The 15,746-nt window shown below is 70.6% G+C and carries 12 protein-coding genes; 5 read left to right on the top strand and 7 right to left on the bottom strand.

From position 1 onward, the window contains the following. The first annotated feature begins 2 nt into the window (after positions 1-2). The 5 genes from trpB to Q7J39_RS03610 all read left to right on the top strand — a co-directional run bounded on the left by trpB (position 3) and on the right by Q7J39_RS03610 (position 5,431). Positions 3-1,226 carry a tryptophan synthase subunit beta gene (gene trpB / locus Q7J39_RS03630; RefSeq protein WP_304820521.1) on the top strand — a complete coding sequence of 408 codons (1,224 nt, stop codon included), beginning with the start codon at positions 3-5 and terminating at the stop codon, positions 1,224-1,226. After that, the gene (gene trpA, locus Q7J39_RS03625) at positions 1,223-2,056 is read left to right on the top strand and encodes a tryptophan synthase subunit alpha (protein WP_304820519.1); all 834 of its coding nucleotides are present in this window, start codon (positions 1,223-1,225) and stop codon (positions 2,054-2,056) included. The genes trpB and trpA overlap by 4 nt, the downstream gene beginning before the upstream one ends. 5 nt (positions 2,057-2,061) lie before the next feature. Continuing rightward, complete coding sequence (accD, locus tag Q7J39_RS03620) at positions 2,062-2,994, top strand: acetyl-CoA carboxylase, carboxyltransferase subunit beta (protein WP_304820517.1); 933 nt, start codon at positions 2,062-2,064, stop codon at positions 2,992-2,994. Between the two features lie 30 nt (positions 2,995-3,024). Beyond that, positions 3,025-4,341, top strand: coding sequence for a folylpolyglutamate synthase/dihydrofolate synthase family protein (locus Q7J39_RS03615; RefSeq protein WP_304820515.1), 1,317 nt, complete (start codon positions 3,025-3,027; stop codon positions 4,339-4,341). A gap of 229 nt (positions 4,342-4,570) precedes the next feature. Continuing rightward, positions 4,571-5,431 carry a hypothetical protein gene (locus Q7J39_RS03610; RefSeq protein WP_304820513.1) on the top strand — a complete coding sequence of 287 codons (861 nt, stop codon included), beginning with the start codon at positions 4,571-4,573 and terminating at the stop codon, positions 5,429-5,431. 145 nt (positions 5,432-5,576) lie between these two features. On the opposite strand, the gene trxA is transcribed toward Q7J39_RS03610, so the two are convergent. From trxA to Q7J39_RS03575, 7 genes are all read right to left on the bottom strand, one after another. Beyond that, positions 5,577-5,900, bottom strand: a complete 324-nt coding sequence (trxA, locus tag Q7J39_RS03605) for a thioredoxin (protein ID WP_293496202.1) — start codon at positions 5,898-5,900, stop codon at positions 5,577-5,579. 81 nt (positions 5,901-5,981) lie between these two features. Beyond that, positions 5,982-9,443 carry a double-strand break repair helicase AddA gene (gene addA / locus Q7J39_RS03600; protein WP_304820510.1) on the bottom strand — a complete coding sequence of 1,154 codons (3,462 nt, stop codon included), beginning with the start codon at positions 9,441-9,443 and terminating at the stop codon, positions 5,982-5,984. Then, positions 9,440-12,475: a double-strand break repair protein AddB gene (gene addB / locus Q7J39_RS03595; protein ID WP_304820508.1), complete on the bottom strand. Its 3,036-nt coding sequence runs from the start codon at positions 12,473-12,475 to the stop codon at positions 9,440-9,442. Before addB ends, addA begins: the two co-directional genes overlap by 4 nt. Continuing rightward, positions 12,472-13,200 (bottom strand): nucleotidyltransferase family protein, encoded by a 729-nt coding sequence (locus Q7J39_RS03590; RefSeq protein WP_370689983.1) that lies wholly within the window; start codon positions 13,198-13,200, stop codon positions 12,472-12,474. The genes addB and Q7J39_RS03590 overlap by 4 nt, the downstream gene beginning before the upstream one ends. Beyond that, complete coding sequence (gene amgK, locus Q7J39_RS03585; RefSeq protein ID WP_304820506.1) at positions 13,197-14,288, bottom strand: N-acetylmuramate/N-acetylglucosamine kinase AmgK; 1,092 nt, start codon at positions 14,286-14,288, stop codon at positions 13,197-13,199. Before amgK ends, Q7J39_RS03590 begins: the two co-directional genes overlap by 4 nt. Beyond that, complete coding sequence (gene tsaE, locus Q7J39_RS03580; RefSeq protein WP_304820504.1) at positions 14,272-14,739, bottom strand: tRNA (adenosine(37)-N6)-threonylcarbamoyltransferase complex ATPase subunit type 1 TsaE; 468 nt, start codon at positions 14,737-14,739, stop codon at positions 14,272-14,274. Before tsaE ends, amgK begins: the two co-directional genes overlap by 17 nt. After that, positions 14,736-15,608 (bottom strand): 1-acyl-sn-glycerol-3-phosphate acyltransferase, encoded by an 873-nt coding sequence (locus tag Q7J39_RS03575; RefSeq protein WP_304820502.1) that lies wholly within the window; start codon positions 15,606-15,608, stop codon positions 14,736-14,738. The genes tsaE and Q7J39_RS03575 overlap by 4 nt, the downstream gene beginning before the upstream one ends. Positions 15,609-15,746: the final 138 nt, after the last annotated feature.

The following is a 15,746-nucleotide window of genomic DNA, read 5'->3' as shown; positions in this document are numbered from 1 at the left end:
ACGTGAACGCGCCCAGCGCCAAGCCCAACGACTATGCCGCCTATCCCGACGCCAATGGGCGGTTCGGGGACTATGGCGGACGCTACGTCCCCGAGACCCTGATGCCGCTGGTCCATGAGCTGGATGCGGCCTATTCCGCGGCCAAGGCCGATCCGGCCTTCCAGGCGGAACTGTCGGGTCTGCTGACGCACTATGTGGGGCGGCCCAGCCCGCTCTATCTCGCCGAGCGGCTGACGGAGCACTTCGGCGGCGCCAAGATCTATCTGAAGCGCGAGGAGCTGAACCACACCGGCTCCCACAAGATCAACAACTGCATCGGCCAGATCCTGCTGGCGCGGCGCATGGGCAAGACCCGGATCATCGCCGAGACCGGCGCGGGTCAGCACGGGGTGGCCTCGGCCACGGTCTGCGCCAAGTATGGCCTGCCCTGCGTGGTCTATATGGGCGCAGTGGACGTGGAGCGGCAGAAGCCCAACGTCTTCCGCATGAACCTGCTGGGCGCCCGGGTGGAGGCTGTGACCTCCGGCTCGGCGACCCTGAAGGACGCCATGAACGAGGCCCTGCGCGACTGGGTCACCAACGTCCACGACACCTACTACCTGATCGGCACCGCGGCGGGCATGCATCCCTATCCGGCCATGGTCCGCGATTTCCAGTCGGTGATCGGCCTCGAGACCAAGGCTCAGGTGATGGAGGCCGAGGGCCGCCTGCCCGACGCTGTGGTCGCCTGCGTCGGCGGCGGCTCCAACGCCATCGGCATGTTCCACCCCTTCCTCAACGACGAGAGCGTCAAGCTGATCGGCGTCGAGGCCGCGGGCGAGGGCATGGAGACCGGACGTCACGCCGCGGCCATCAATGGCGGCCGCCCGGGCGTCCTGCACGGCAACATGACCTATCTGCTGCAGGACCCCGAGGGCCAGATCACCGAGGCCCACTCGATCTCGGCGGGCCTCGACTATCCCGGCATCGGCCCCGAGCATTCCTGGCTGCACGATGTGGGGCGCGCCACCTACCTCACCGCCACCGACCTGGAGTCGCTGGACGCCTTCAAGCTGCTGGCGGAACTCGAGGGCATCCTGCCGGCCATCGAGAGCGCGCATGCCATCGCCCGGCTGGGCGACGTGGCCCGCGACGTCGGCAAGGACGGGATCGTCGTCCTGAACCTGTCGGGCCGGGGCGACAAGGATGTGGCCACCGTCGCCGCCCATCTGGGGATGGCGATTTGACCAAGGCTCGTATCGACGTGCGCTTCGCCGCCCTGAAGGCGGAGAACCGCGCCGCCTTCGTGGCCTACATCATGGCCGGCGACCCCGACTATGATCGCGGCCTGGAGATCCTGAAGGGCCTGCCCGCCGCCGGCGCCGACCTGATCGAGGTGGGCTTTCCGTTCTCCGACCCCATGGCCGAGGGCCCGCCCATCCAGCGCGCGGCCCTGCGGGCGCTGGACAGCGGCATGACGCTCTCCAAGACCCTGGCCATGATCGCCGAGTTCCGGAAGGGCGACCAGACGACGCCGATCATCCTGATGGGCTACGCCAATCCTCTGGTGAACCGCGGCTTTGTCGCCTTCGCCCAGGACGCCGCCGCCGCCGGCGCCGACGGCCTGATCGTGGTGGATATCCCGCCGGAAGAGGCCGATCCCCTGGCCGACGCCCTGGACGCCGAGAACCTGTCGCTTCTGCTGCTGTCGACCCCCACCAGCGACGATGCGCGCCTGAAGGTGATCGCGCGGCGCACCTCGGGCTTCGCCTATTATGTGTCGGTGGCCGGGGTGACCGGGGTGAAGGAAGCCGACGCCGCGGCCGTGGCGCCCCATGTGGCCCGGGTGCGGGCCGCCGGCGGCCTGCCGGTCTGCGTGGGTTTTGGCATCAAGACCCCGGAACGCGCCGAAGCGGTGGCCCGGGTCGCCGACGGCGTGGTGGTGGGCTCGGCCCTGGTCGAGGAGATCGCGGCAAGCCTGGCAATGAACGAAACCGTGACCACGCGGGTTCTTTCCAAAGTGGAATCCTTGGCTAAGGCTGTGCGCTTGGCGCGAGTCGCAAGCCCGACGGTGTAGTTCACATGGCGATGGCTGAGCACAAGAACGACAAGTCCCAGAAGCCCCCGAGCGCGCCGACCCCGCGGGAGCGGGGTGGGTGGCTGGCCAAGATCGCGCCCGGCGTCCGCAACCTGGTGGCCAAGCGCGAGACCCCGGAGAACCTCTGGGTCAAATGCCCCGACACCGGCGAGATGATCTACCGCTCGGACCTGGAGGCGGCCCTTTGGGTCACTCCGTCCGGCAACCATATGCGGATCGGCGCCAAGCAGCGCCTGGGCTACACCTTCGACGACGGCGTCTATGAGCGCATCGCCTCGCCGACCGTGGTGGAAGACCCGCTGAAATTCCCCGACGACCGCTCCTATCCCGACCGCCTGAAGTCGGCCCGCAAGGCCACCGGCGAGCAGGACGCGATGGTCATCGCCTTTGGCGCCATCAAGGGCCAGGACTGCGTCGTGGTGGTGCAGGACTTCGCCTTCATGGGCGGGAGCCTCGGCATGGCCGCGGGCGAGGCCTTCATCAAGGCCGCCCAGGAAGCCGTGCGCCGCCAGGTTCCCTTCGTGATCTTCACCGCCTCGGGCGGCGCCCGGATGCAGGAGGGGACCCTGTCCCTGATGCAGCTGGCCCGCACCACCGTGGCGGTCAACGAGGTCAAGGAAGCCGGCCTGCCCTACATCGTGGTGATGACCGACCCCACCAGCGGCGGGGTGACCGCCTCCTACGCCATGCTGGGGGACATCCATCTGGCCGAACCCAACGCCATGATCGCCTTCGCCGGCCGCCGGGTGATCGAGCAGTCGATCCGCGAAACCCTGCCGCCGGGCTTCCAGCGCGCCGAGTTCCTGGTGGAGCGCGGCATGGTCGACCGGGTGGTGACCCGCACGGAAATGACCACCGTGCTGGGTTCGCTCCTCAAGACGCTCATGATGGGGCGCTCCGCTTCAAAAGCCGCCTAGCCTTCTTCAGCCCCCTCCAGGCCACACCCGATGTACGATGAGATCCGCGCCTTCGACGCGATGATCGCGCGCCTGCGCGACGAATTCCCGTCCCTGATCGACCTCTCCACCGGGCGCGTCCTGCGCCTGCTCGACGCCATGGGGCGGCCGCAGGACAGGCTGCCGCCGGTGATCCATGTGGCCGGCACCAACGGCAAGGGCTCCACCACCGCCTATCTGCGGGCGATCGCCGAGGCCGCGGGGCTGAAGGTCCATGTCCTGACCTCGCCGCACCTGGTTCGGTTCGCCGAGCGGATCCGCATCGCCGGCGAGCTGATCGGCGAGCAGCAGCTGCGCGAGCTGATCGATAGCTCCATCGCCGAGAACGATGGCGGCGAGATCAGCTTCAACGAGATCATGTCGGCCATGACCCTCAAGGCCTTCGCCCAGACCCCGGCCGACCTCTGCGTGATCGAGGTGGGCCTGGGCGGCCGGTTCGACTGCACCAACGTCTTCGACGCGCCCGCCGTCTGCATCATCACCCCGGTGGACTATGACCATCTGGAGATGCTGGGCCCGGAGCTCACCAAGATCGCCTGGGAGAAGGCCGGGATCATCAAGTCGAGCCGGCCGGTGATCGTCGCCCGCCAGATCGAGGAAGCCTTCGAGGTCATCGAGAAGGAGGCTGAGAGCCTGGGCGCTCCGATGCTGGCCATGGGCCGTGACATCGACGCCTGGGAAGAGAACGGCCGCATGCTGATCCAGACGCCGGACCGGCTGCTGGACCTGCCGATGCCGGGCCTCTACGGCCCGCACCAGGTGGGCAACGCGGCCCTGGCCGTGATGGCCCTGCTGACCTGGGGCGATCCCCGCATCGACGAGGCCGCCCTGGCCAAGGGTGTGGCCGGCGCGGTGTGGCCGGCGCGGTTCCAGCGGCTGACGGCGGGACCTCTGGGCGAGGCGGCGGTGGCGCGGGGCGCCGATCTGTGGCTGGACGGGGCGCACAATCCGCACGGCGGCCGGGCCCTGGCCGACACCGTCGACCGCCTGGCCCGCGACGGGCGGCCGGTGACCCTGGTGGTGGCGCAATACGCCCGCAAGGACTCGGTGGGTTTCTTCGAGCCCCTGAAGCGGCTGAACGCCCGGGTGATCGCCACGACGTTTGAGTCCACGACGGCGCTGTCGCCGGAGGACCTGGCGGCGGCGGCCATGACGGCGGGCTTGACCGCCGAGACCGCGCCGGACGTGACGACGGCCACCACCCTGGCCCTGGCGGTGGAGGGGCCGCCCCCGCACGTGATCATCTGCGGCGGCCTGCATTTCGCGGGCGAGGTGTTGGCGCTCAGCCCGGAGACCTGGCCGACCTAGGTTTTTCCTTCTCCCCTTGCGGGAGAAGGTGGCCGGTCAGCGACCGGTCGGATGAGGGGTCGCGCGCCCCTCTCCGCGCGTCATCCAAAATCCCTAACCCGATAGGCCTATCGACCCCTCATCCGACCCTGCTCCGCAGGGCCACCTTCTCCCGCAAGGGGAGAAGGATCTTGGGCTTGCACAGCTCCGCCTTCTCGTTCTAGTTTTGTTCCGGAACGGGAGAAACTCCATGTCCGACGTCCTCCACCGCGCCCGTGATTTCCTGCTGCGCAACGGCCGGCTGCTGGAGCGGCGGCTGTTTGAGCATCATTTCGAGGGTGGCTCGGCCGAGCCGGTGGTCCGGGCGCTGTCCGCCTATCAGGGCCGCGACGGGGGCTTCGGCTCGGCCCTGGAGCCGGACAAGCGCGACCCGCACAGCCAGCCGGTGGACGTGCAGATCGCCTTTGAGATCCTCGACGAGATCGACGCCTTCGATCCGCTGATGGCGGGCCGCGCCTGTGACTGGCTGGCCAGCATCGCCACGCCGGAAGGTGGCCTGCCCTTCGCCCTGCCCAGTGTGAACGCCGCGCCGCACGCGGTCTGGTGGAAGGTGGAGGGGGAAACGCCGCCGGCCGACATCAATCCCACCGCCGCCATCGTCGGCCTGCTGCGAAAGCACGGGATCGACCATCCGTGGGTGGGAAAGGGTGAGGCCTACTGCTGGTCGGTGGTGGAGGGGTCCGAGACCGAACAGTTCCACGATCTGATGCCGATGATCGCCTTCCTCGAACACGCGCCCGACCGGCCGCGCGCCGAGGCCGTGCTCAGCGTGCTGGCGCAGCGCATTCCAGGTCTGGTGGAACTGGACGTGGATGCGGTGGGCTATGTGAAGAAGCCGCTGGACTGGGCGCCAGCGCCCACCAGCTTCTGTCACCGCCTGTTTTCGAAGGATGTGCTGGGTCATCACCTCGCGGCGCTGGAGGCGCGGCAGGCCGAGGACGGCGGCTGGCCGATCAGCTGGGAGACGGTGGGGCCGGGGCCGCAGCTGGAATATCGCGGCGTGATGACGGTGAACGCGCTGAAGACGCTGAAGGCCTATGGGGCGCTGTAGAACCAAAGAGTGTCATCCCGGTTTCCGCGAAGCGGAAGACCGGGACCCATAGACACTGATCTTTCCGGAGAGCCCCGCGCATCTGGGTCCCGGACAAGCCCTGCGGGCTTTCCGGGATGACACAGAGGGTTGGCTCAGGCGGGAGCTAGATCCCGGCTTCGTTGAGCCACTCGACGATCTTCTGCTTGGGCATGGCGCCCACCTTCATGGAGGCCATCTGGCCGTCCTTGAAGAGCATCATCGTCGGGATGCCGCGCACACCGTAGCGCGAGGGGGTGGTGGGGCTTTCCTCGATATTGAGCTTGGCCACGGTGACCTGCTCGCCCAGTTCGGCGGCGATCTGCTCGAGCGCCGGGGCGATCTGCTTGCAGGGGCCGCACCATTCGGCCCAGAAATCGACCAGCACGGGCTTGCTGGATTGCAGGACGTCCTTCTCGAAGGACTCGTCGGTGACCGCTACGGTGCTCATCAAAAGCTCCTTGTTACGCTGCGGTCTCAACGGATGAGCCGCGATGTTCGATCCGCCACATAGGCGACGCCTGTCCTGGTATCAACCTGCGCGGCCAAGCTCGGCAAGGGTTTGATCGATAAGTAATTCTGGGATCGCCATCAGCTTGGGCCCGTCGGTCCACACCAGGGCCGCCTCGATGGCGTGGCCGGGGAAGACTTCGGCGAGGACGGCGGCATAGATCGCCATCTGGCGAAGGTAGGCGGGGTCGGCGTCCTCAATGCGGTCCGGCGAGGGCCGGTTGGTCTTGAAGTCGGCCACCAGCACCCGGTCGGGCAGGACCACGAGCCGGTCGATTCGCCCGGAGATGGCCAGGCCGGCGGGCAGCCTGGCGGCGGTCCCGGCCAGGGCCACCTCGGCGCGGCTGCCGGGGCCGAACACCTCGGCGAAGCGAGGGTCGTTCAGCACGCCCAGCGCGGCGGCGGTCATCTCGGCGCGCTGCTCGTCGGTCAGGTCGCGCTCGCGGGCCAGCAGGCGCAGGGCGGCGGCGGGGCGGTCGGCCGGGGCGAGGTCGGGCAAGATCTGCAGCAGCCGGTGGATCAGGTCGCCGCGCCGGAAGCGGCCCAGGCCCGCCACGGTGGCGAGCGGCGAGGCGGCCGGGGTGGCGGCGTCCTCCCCGAGCTGCGACGGCGAGGCGTAGCGGGCGTGGGGCTCGGTGATGGCTTGCGCCTGGGTCCAGGCCGGCGCGGCCGGGGTCGTTTTGGCGATGTCGGCGGCCTTGCCCAGGGCGACAGGATCGGGACCGAAGCGCAGGATCTGCATCTCGCCGCTGGAGACCAGGCGTTTGTGCGGGCCGACCTGCGCATGGTCGAAGGCGGCGGTGAGCGCCCCCCACCAGCCCTTGAGGTTCTCTTCGCGGGCGTTGGCGGCCACCCGGCCGCACAGCACCAGCCGGTCACGGGCCCGGGTCAGGGCCACATAGAGCAGGCGGTAGGCCTCGTCCTCCTCGCGGGCGGCGCGGCGTTCGCGAGCCGTCGCCGACGCCTCGCAGTCGCCCTTGGCGGTGGCGCACCAGAGGAAGCCGCCGTGCTCGGTCTCCAGCAGCGGCGTTCCCCGCGCGCCACGGGCCAGGGTGGTCTCCGGCAGGAAGACGATGGGCGCCTCCAGGCCCTTGGCGCCGTGGGCGGTCATCACCCGGACCTCGTCGCGGCCGGCCTCCATCTCGCGCTTCACGGTGATGTCCAGGCTGGCGAAGGCGGCGGTCAGGCTCTCCAGGTCCTCGATGCCCCGGCTCTCGGCGGCCAGGACCTGGGCCAGGAATTCGTCCAGGGCGTCCTGCGCCTCGCTCCCCAGCCGCCGCAGCAGGCGCTGGCGCATGGAGCGGCCGTCGGCGTCGCGGGCCCCCAGCAGCCGGGAATAGAACTCGAAGGGCCGCCGCTCGCGGGCCTCCTCCAGCAGGTGGCTCAGCAGGGCGTGGGCGGCGCTCCACTCCGGGCGCTCCCCGGCGCGGGCGGCCAGGGTCTGCCACAGGGTCAGCTTCCGGCTCTTGGCCAGGGCGTAGAGGCTGTCGTCCTCGACGCCGCAGAAGGGGCTGCGCAGCAGGGCGGCCAGGGTCAGGTCGTCGGCGGGGAACAGGGCGAAGCGGGCCACGGCCACCAGGTCGTCGAAGACGATGTGCTCCGACAGCGCCAGGCGGTCGGCGCCGGCCACGGGGATGCGGGCGTGCTTCAGGGCGCGCAGGATCTCCTCGAACAGCGCCTTGCGGCGGCGCACCAGGATCAGGACGTCGCCGGGGCGGGCGGGCCGCCAGGCGCGGGTCTCCTTGTCGAACACCCCGTCGCCGCGGGCCAGCAGACCTGCGATCTCACCGGCGATCCTGGCGGCCAGGCGCTTGTTCGCGGAGCCTTGTGTCTCCTGGTCGAGGGGGGCGTCCCAGGCCTCGCGGACGTCGCCCTTCTCCTCCCGCTCCAGGGGCCAGAGGTCGACGCAGCCGGCGTGGTCGACGCGGCGCGGCGTGTGGACGATGGGCTCGGCGAGCGCGCGGGGCAGGATGGCGGAGGCCAGTTCGGGCGGCGAGAAGGCCGCGTCGACGAAGGACAGCACCTGCGGCGTGGAGCGCCACGAATCCAGCAGGTCCACCCGCTCGAAGCGGAAGCCGGCGCCGGTGGCGCGGTCCTTGTGGAACTCGAACTCCGCGATCAGCAGCTCGGGCCGGGCGCCCTGGAACGAGTAGATCGACTGTTTCTCGTCGCCCACCACGAACATGTTGCGTTCCAGGCGGGTGGCGGTGGGGACGCCGGCGCCGGAGAAGAACTCGCCGGCCAGGGAGCGGACGATCGCCCACTGGTCCGGCGCGGTATCCTGGGCCTCGTCCACCAGGATGTGGTCGATGCCGCCGTCCAGCTTGTAGAGCACCCAGGCCGCCGCCGGGCTGTCGGCCACCAGGTCGCGGGTCTTCTCGATGAGGTCGGAGAAGTCGAGGGCGCCCTGGGAGGTCTTCTCGATCTGATAGGCGGCAAGGTAGGCGGCCGCGAGGGTGAGGGCGCCGTGAGTATCCACGGCGACCTGCGCCGCTCGCCGGAAGGCCCTCGCTTCCTCCAAGGCTTCCTGATCAGCCAGAAGGCCAGAGCGGAGGGGTTCGTGGGCTTTGAGACCACTGGTCTTGGCCACCCAGGTCGCTGGGGTCCCTTCGCCACGTTCGGTGAACATGCAAGCAAGGGCGCCGGCAAAGGTCGGCTCGGCTATGACCGCGCGGAGAGCGGCGGCGTTCTTCGCATCGGCCTTTCCACCCTCCGCGAGGACGAGGGCGGCCTCACGCCATGTGCGTAGATTCAGGGCGGCGACAGCGTCGCGCTCTAGCGTTTCAGGATCGATCTGTTCGGGAGATCCGCAACAAACGTCCCAGACGTCATCCACCGCGCCCGCCAAGCCGCCGTGCTTCTCAAAATAGGTCGCCAGGCGGCCTCGGGCATTCTCAAAGGCCCCAAACATGGCGTGGAAGCTCTGGAAATCGAGCGATACCGAGAAGCGCGCGTAGGCCTCTGGGACTGAACCCTCGCCCTTCAGCGCCAACCTAGCGACGGCCTTTCGCGCCGCGTCGGCGATGGCGGCGCTGGCTGCATCGTCCATGACCCGGAAGCCCGGCGAGACACCGGCCTCCAGCGGGAAGCGGCGCAGCAGCTTCTCGCAGAAGGCGTGGATGGTCTGGATCTTCAGGCCCCCCGGGGTCTCCAGGGCGCGGGCGAACAGGGCGCGGGCCGCCGACAGGCGCAGGGGATCGTAGTCGGCGATCGGCCGGCCCTCGAGGTCCGACAGGGCCGCGCTGAGGCTGGCGTCATCGCGCACCGACCAGTCCCCCAGCAGGCCAAACAGCCGGCGCTGCATCTCGGCGGCGGCGGCCTTGGTGTAGGTGACGCAGAGGATTGTGGCGGGCTCGGCGCCGGCCAGCAGCAGGCGGGCGACCCGGTCGATCAGGGTCTTGGTCTTGCCGGACCCGGCATTGGCGGTGACGAAGGCCGAGAGCCCCGGATCGGCGGCGACGCGTTGCGGATCGAGCAGGGTCATTCACCCTCCTCGTCGCCGCTGGTGGACCATTCGAACACCCGCGCCAGGTGGTCGTAGTCGCTGATGTGGGTCTTCACGAACTGCGGGGCCGAGCGCGAGAGATAGGGCTGGGCCGGGTCGTCGAAGCGGGCCACCAGCTTGCCCAGGCCGTCCAGGGCGGTGCGGGCGGCTTCCTCGCTCGCCTCCCCGGCCGCGGCGCGTACTTCCTCACGGCCGGCGGGCTTGCGGCCGGTGACCTCCAGATATGTCAGGTCGCCGGGCATGGGGCGGCCCAGGCTGGGGAAGCCGCCATAGGCCAGGATGGCGGCGGTCAGGGTCAGCTGCGGCGAGAAGCCGGTGTCGACGACCTTCTGCGACGGCGCCTTGCCGGTCTTGTAGTCGAGGATGTGGCCGTAGCCGTCCGGGGTGATCTCGATGCGGTCGGCCCGCGCATTGACCTTGAACAGGCCGCCCGGCGCATTGATCTCCAGCTCGCCCTTGAGTTCGACATGGATCGTGCGGCCATCGGCGCGGCGGCGGCGCTCCAGGTCGGCGACCCACAGGGCGGCCTCGCGGGCGAGCGCGCTTTCCCGGGCCAGGGCCTCGTGCGGCATGCCGGCCTCTTCCAGGGCGGTGACGTACATCGCCTCGAAGATCGCCGCCGCCTCGGACGGGACGTCCACCGGATGGGCCTCGGCGAAGCGTTCGAAGGCCTTGTGGATGGCGGTGCCCCGGGCGCGGGCCTCCACGGCCTCGTCGGGGCGTTCCAGCGGGTAGAGCCGCAGGATGTCGCGGGCCCAGACGGCGTAGGGGTCCCGCGTCAGGGCCTCGACCCGGGTGACGGCCATCTCGCGGGGGCGGTCGGCGACCGGCGGGGTTGGGGCGGGACGCTTGGCCGGGGTGTAGTCGGCCGCCGCGTCCAGGGACCTCGCCCAGTCGAGGATCTCCGGGCGGGTCGGCAGGGCGATGCCGGCGCCCCTGGCCAAGGTCTCCAGCCGCCAGAGCCAGCGGGACTTCACCGCGGGCGCGCCCTCGCGCCGTTCGGAATGCAGCAGGATGACTTCCGGGGCGCAGGCGGCCTGGGCGAAGTCGTGGGCGGCCAGGCCGACCCGGCGTTCGGGCGGCGGCAGGCCGAGCGCCTCGCGCATGGGCCGCGACAGGAAGGGATCCAGCGCCGCGCCCTGCGGCCAGACGCCTTCCTCCAGTCCCGCCACGATCAGCCGGTCGGCGCGGGTCAGACGGGCCTCGATGGCGCCCAGGATGCGCAGGCGCGGATGGGTGGCGCCGCCGCTGCGGATGCTCTCGCCCGACATCAGCCGGGCCAGCAGGTCGGCGAACCCCCGACGGCTGACGGCCGGGGATCCGTCGGACTCGCTCATCAGGCCTGAGAGCAGGCGTCCCAACGCCTCGCCGCCGTGGCCGGCCCAGAGCTCGCCAGTGTCGCGGGTCTCGTCGGCGGCCAGGGCCTCCATGGTCTGCGCCAGGGTGCGTGCGGCCTCGGAGGGCCTCGCCGTGTCGTCGGCATAGGGCGCCTGCAGGCGGGTCAGGGCCTCGCGCAGCTGGGCGGCGAAGGCCAGCGCGTCCTCAATGGCGCCGGGTTCGATCCGGGAGTCTGAGGCCTTGCGGCGGAGTTGGGCCTCCAGGGTGGCCCAGGTGGTCTTGCGGGGGCCGCGCAGGCCGTGCAGCTCCAGGGCGCCGCGGCGTCGGTCGAGGGTCTCCGGATCGAGCCCCAGGCGGACGAAGGGATGCTTGGCGATGGCCAGCAGGGTGACGGGGTCGAGCGGGTCATCCACGGCCTTGGCGACCAGGGCGGCCAGCACCCCGCAGCGGCAGCCGGCCAGGGCGGAGCCCGCCGAGGAGTCGGCGCCCACGCCCCAGCGGGCCAGCTTGGCGGCGACCCGGCGGGCCAGGGTCTGATCGGGCGCCACCAGGGCGGCGGTCATGCCGGGGGTCTCGAGGGCCTCGCGCAGCAGCAGGGCGGCCACGGTGGCGGCCTCCTCCTCGGCCCGCGCGGTGACCACCGACAGGCCGCGCAGCCCCTCGGCGATCGGGTCGATGTCCTCGGTCTGACCCTCGGCGCGCAGGGTCTCGATGACGGTCAGCCAGTCGGCGGTGGCCTCGGCGGGGCGCAGGGCCTCGTTGATGACCCGGCGCCGCCAGCGGCCGGCGGTGTCCAGGGTGTCGGAGGCGGGCCACAGCAGCACGCCGCGGCGGGCCACCCCGGCGCGCACCAGCAGCCGTTTCATCGCCCCCTGCGGATGCTGCTCCCCCACCTGGGACCAGGCCTTTTCCGCCAGGCTCTCGTCGAGGCCGGGCAGGATGACGGCGCCCTGCGGCGCGCGGGCGATGACGCTGAGCAGGTCGGCGGTGGCGGGCGCGGTGCCGGTGGAGCCGGCGGCGATCAGGACGCCCTCGGGCGGCCTGGCCGCCCAGGTCTCGGAGAGGGCGCGGAGCAGGGCCACGCGGCGTTCGCTGACGTCCACCAGGCCGAGTTCGCGCAGGCGGGCGGGCCAGGCGACCAGCGCCGTCTCCAGGAACTCGCGGCTGACCCGCCAGTGCTCGGCGAGATCGGCGGTGACGAGATCGGCCAGGCCGCCCCGGGCGCTGACCTCCTCGATCTGCAGGCTGTCGAGGAAGGACCCGAGCGCGTCAGCCAGTTCGAGGGCCGCCGAGGCGTCGAGGTCGCGGCCGAGCTGTTTCTCGTGGCCCTTCACCAGGGCGATCAGTTCGAACCGGCGGCGCAGGGGATCGATGGCGGCGGGCAGGTTGATGGCCAGGTCGCCGGGCTCGAAGGGCGGCTCGCCCTCGTCCAGGTCGCCAAGGGGCCGGATCTGCGGCGGCAGCACCGCGCGGCCTCCGGCGGCGGCGATGAAGGCGTCGGCCAGGGCCCGCGCGCCGCGCCGGGTGGGGGTCAGGACGACGGCCTGGGACAGCGCCTGGGGGCCGAGGGGGCTTAGCGCATCGAACAGGCCCTGGGCCAGGTCGTGGACGAAGGGCCGGTGGGCCGGGATGTTGAACCAGCGAGGACCGGCGCCGGCCAGCAGGGCGATCACGTCAGCCTCGCTTCGGCCTCATCGCGGGCGGCGGGGTCGCCGACGTGCAGCCAGAAGGCGTCCATGGCCACGCCGTAGATGCGGCCCTCGTCCTGCAGCCGCCACCAGATGGGCAGGATGGAGAAGGCCCCCTCCGGCTGGTCGTCCAGCAGCTGCGGCTTCATGATCTGGAATCCGACATTGGCGAGCGGGGCGGGATTGGCGTCGTCGGCCATGTGGGTGGCGCGGCCCTCGGCGTCCAGGCGGAAGCCGCGCGGGCCTTCCAGGCCGATGCCCCGGTCCCGGGGGACCAGCAGCATCAGGATGTCCATCTTCGCCGGGTCCCAGGCGCGCTTCATGGCCTCAATGGGTGGAACCTCGCCGCCGACCCACAGGGAATCGATATTGGCCACCAGGATCGGGTCGTCGCCCAGCAGATGCCGAGCGTTCTTGATGCCGCCGCCGGAGTCCAGCAGGCCCGCCCGCTCATCGACGATCAGCACCTGGGGGTTGGTGCGGCCCTCCAGATGAGCCTCCATCTGTTCGGCGAAGTGGTGGACATTGACCACGGCCGTCTCGATCCCCGCCTCGTGCAGCCGGTCGAGGACGTGGTCGATCAGGGCCTTGCCGTTGACGGTGACCAGGGCCTTGGGACGGTCGTTGGTGAGGGGCCGCATGCGGCTGCCGACGCCGGCGGCCAGCACCATGGCGGTCTTCAGGAATGCGCTCCCGGTTCCGGCGGTCACGCCCTCTGCTCCGCTGGAACATGGCGGTCGAACCACATCTTCAGGTCAAGCAGCGCGGGATCGGCGAGGTTGCGTTCGAGATAACGCCACGTGCGGGGCATGAACGCCCGATACTGGGGGCGGCCCAGGAGCGTCTGGCGTGCGAAGACCCGACCCAGGATGCGCGCGGCATTGGAGGCGGCTAGGGCCCGATAGTCGGTGAGAAAGGCCCCCCGGTCGAGAGCCGGGCGCGCGTCGAGGTAGCGGCTGAGCATGGCCGCCTCTAACTCAGGCGCAACGTCCCGCCGCGCATCCTGCAGCAGGTGGGTGAGGTCCCAGGCGGGGTGGGCTCGCAGGGCGTCCTGGAAGTCCAGAAGACCCACCCGCGCGACGTCCTCGCGGTCGGGCAGCCAGAGCAGGTTCTGCGCGTGATAGTCGCGATGGGTGAAGGCGCTGGCGCCCGCCTCGCCGCGAACCCAGACCGGGGCCCACAGGGCGTCCCATTCCGCCACGGCGTCCGCGCCCAGGGCTGCCATCCCCATCATCTTGGGCCACCATTCCAGGAAGGTGTCCGTGCCGACCTTGAGCGCCAGGGCATCGTAGGTCAGCAGCGGCCACGCCGCGCCCTGGGCCTCCAGGATCGCGGGCGGGGTCGTCGCGTGCAACCTGATCTGAACATCGACCGCCGTCTCGTAGAGCGGCGCCTCGGCCTGACCCTCGCCGATCAGGGTGGCGAACAGGCCATCGCCCAGGTCTTCGATCACGGCCAGTCCAGCTCCGATGTCATAGATATCGACCTCCGGCGCCGAGAGGCCCTGCTCACGGAGGTAGGCGGCCGTGGCGACGAAGGCCGCGATGGAGCCGGCCGCGAGTCGCGCCGAGGCGTTGTAGCCCAAGGCGAGTCGCTCGGCCGCCGTGGCCTCCGGCGGGCAAACGGCGCTTTCCAGCACCGCGGGCTGATCCATGAAGATGCGACGTGCGCCGCCGGGCAGGGTCAGTCGTTCATAGCTGCGGGTTGACGCGTCGCCCGCCAGGGCTTCCCGGCGCGCCTCCCCCAGGCCATGCGCGCGCAGGAACTCTACCTTCTGGCTTTCACGATCGGAACTCAAACCCACGTCCTTCCCAGGCGCCGCTGGGGGTCAGGCGCGCGCGGCGCCCGTCCCCGTCAATGGTGATCTCTATATCAAGCCGGTCTGGCGGCAGATGACCTTCCAGCCGTTCGGGCCACTCGATCAAGGCCGCCCCGTCCTCAAGCGCCTCGTCGAGGCCAATCTCATAGGCCTCGTCAGCCGAGGTCAGGCGGTAGAGGTCGAAATGGGCGACCTTGAGCCCCGCCCCCTCATAGAACTGAACCAGGGTGAAGGTGGGGCTGGGCACGTCCTCGGCGGGCGTGGTCAGGGCGCGGATCAGGGCGCGGGCCAGGGTGGACTTGCCGGCCCCCAACGGCCCGGTCAGACAGATGGCCTCGCCGGCCTTGAGCGCTCCGGCCAGGGCCGCGCCGAGGAACGAGGTGGCCGCTTCGTCGTCCAGGCGGAAGTCGCCGGCGGCCTCCACGATCATGCGAAGGCCCGGTCGGGATGCGCGGGCAGGACGTGTTCGACATAGGCCTTGAGCTGGTCGGTGGCGGTGGTCACGTCGGGGTCGAGCCGGCCGGGATCGACCACCGGCCCGAGGGTCAGGTGGAACTGCTGACCGCGCTTGTTCAGAAGTTCGTGGAAGAGGGTGATGTCCCGCAGTTCGCCGGAGAACCCATGGAAGAAATGGAACAGGGTCGACCAGGGCCCGGCCAGGTGCATGGGCACGATCGGCGCCTCGTACTTGCGGGCGATGGAGATGGCGCTGCTCATCCAGGGGCTCTCGGCCAGGCGCCCGTCCAACCCCTTCCGCGCCAGGCGGCCGGCGGGGAAGATCACCAGGGGACGCTCGGCCTCCAGGGTTTCGCGGGTGAGGTTCAGGGTGTTGCGGGTGCGCTCGCGGGTGCGCTTCTCCTCGCGCCATTCCACCGGGATCAGCACCTCGCCGAAGTTGGGCGCGACGCGGTGGGCGTCGGAATTGGCGTAGAAGCAGATGTCGGGGCGCACGCCCTTGAGGGCGTCATAGACGGCGACGCCGTCGGCGATGCCGGTGGGGTGGTTGCAAATCGGCACCAGGCGGCCCTTCGCGGGCACGCGCTCCAGGCCGTGAACCGTGACCTTCACGTCCAGCAGGTCCGACACGTAGTCCAGGGCCCGCCGGCCGCCCATGGGTCCGATGGCGTCGGCCATGGCCCGCGCCTTGCGGTAGTCCAGCAGGCGGTAGAGCAGGGGACGGATGATCGGCCACGCCAAGCCGCCCGAGAGCCTGGGCGCGCGCTCGGCGATCAGGGTGTCGACGATATGGTCGTGATAGGCCCGCCGCGCCGGCAGGGCTTCTGTGGCGACGCTGCTCATGGGGGGCAAGATGCCCTCGCCGGTGGGCGGGGTGCAAGAGCCTGTCCCCTGTACCTTAGCTGGGAACAAATGCGTGATCTTCAAGTCTGGCGGGCAAGGGACCGTCCGGCCAAGCTTCGCCTCTAGCAGAGGGTGCGG

This window comes from Phenylobacterium sp. (assembly GCF_030651185.1).
Lineage (GTDB): Bacteria > Pseudomonadota > Alphaproteobacteria > Caulobacterales > Caulobacteraceae > Phenylobacterium.
Note: the sequence above shows the minus strand (reverse complement) of the source record. Positions and strands in the feature narration are given on the sequence as shown.

Excerpts from the sequence above, each read along its gene's own strand:
- Q7J39_RS03615 (WP_304820515.1), top strand. The coding sequence starts at position 3,025 with ATGTACGATGAGATCCGCGCCTTCGACGCGATGATCGCGCGCCTGCGC.
- accD (WP_304820517.1), top strand. The coding sequence starts at position 2,062 with ATGGCGATGGCTGAGCACAAGAACGACAAGTCCCAGAAGCCCCCGAGC.
- Q7J39_RS03610 (WP_304820513.1), top strand. The coding sequence starts at position 4,571 with ATGTCCGACGTCCTCCACCGCGCCCGTGATTTCCTGCTGCGCAACGGC.
- trxA (WP_293496202.1), bottom strand. The coding sequence starts at position 5,900 with ATGAGCACCGTAGCGGTCACCGACGAGTCCTTCGAGAAGGACGTCCTG.
- Q7J39_RS03575 (WP_304820502.1), bottom strand. The coding sequence starts at position 15,608 with ATGAGCAGCGTCGCCACAGAAGCCCTGCCGGCGCGGCGGGCCTATCAC.
- addA (WP_304820510.1), bottom strand. The coding sequence starts at position 9,443 with ATGACCCTGCTCGATCCGCAACGCGTCGCCGCCGATCCGGGGCTCTCG.
- tsaE (WP_304820504.1), bottom strand. The coding sequence starts at position 14,739 with ATGATCGTGGAGGCCGCCGGCGACTTCCGCCTGGACGACGAAGCGGCC.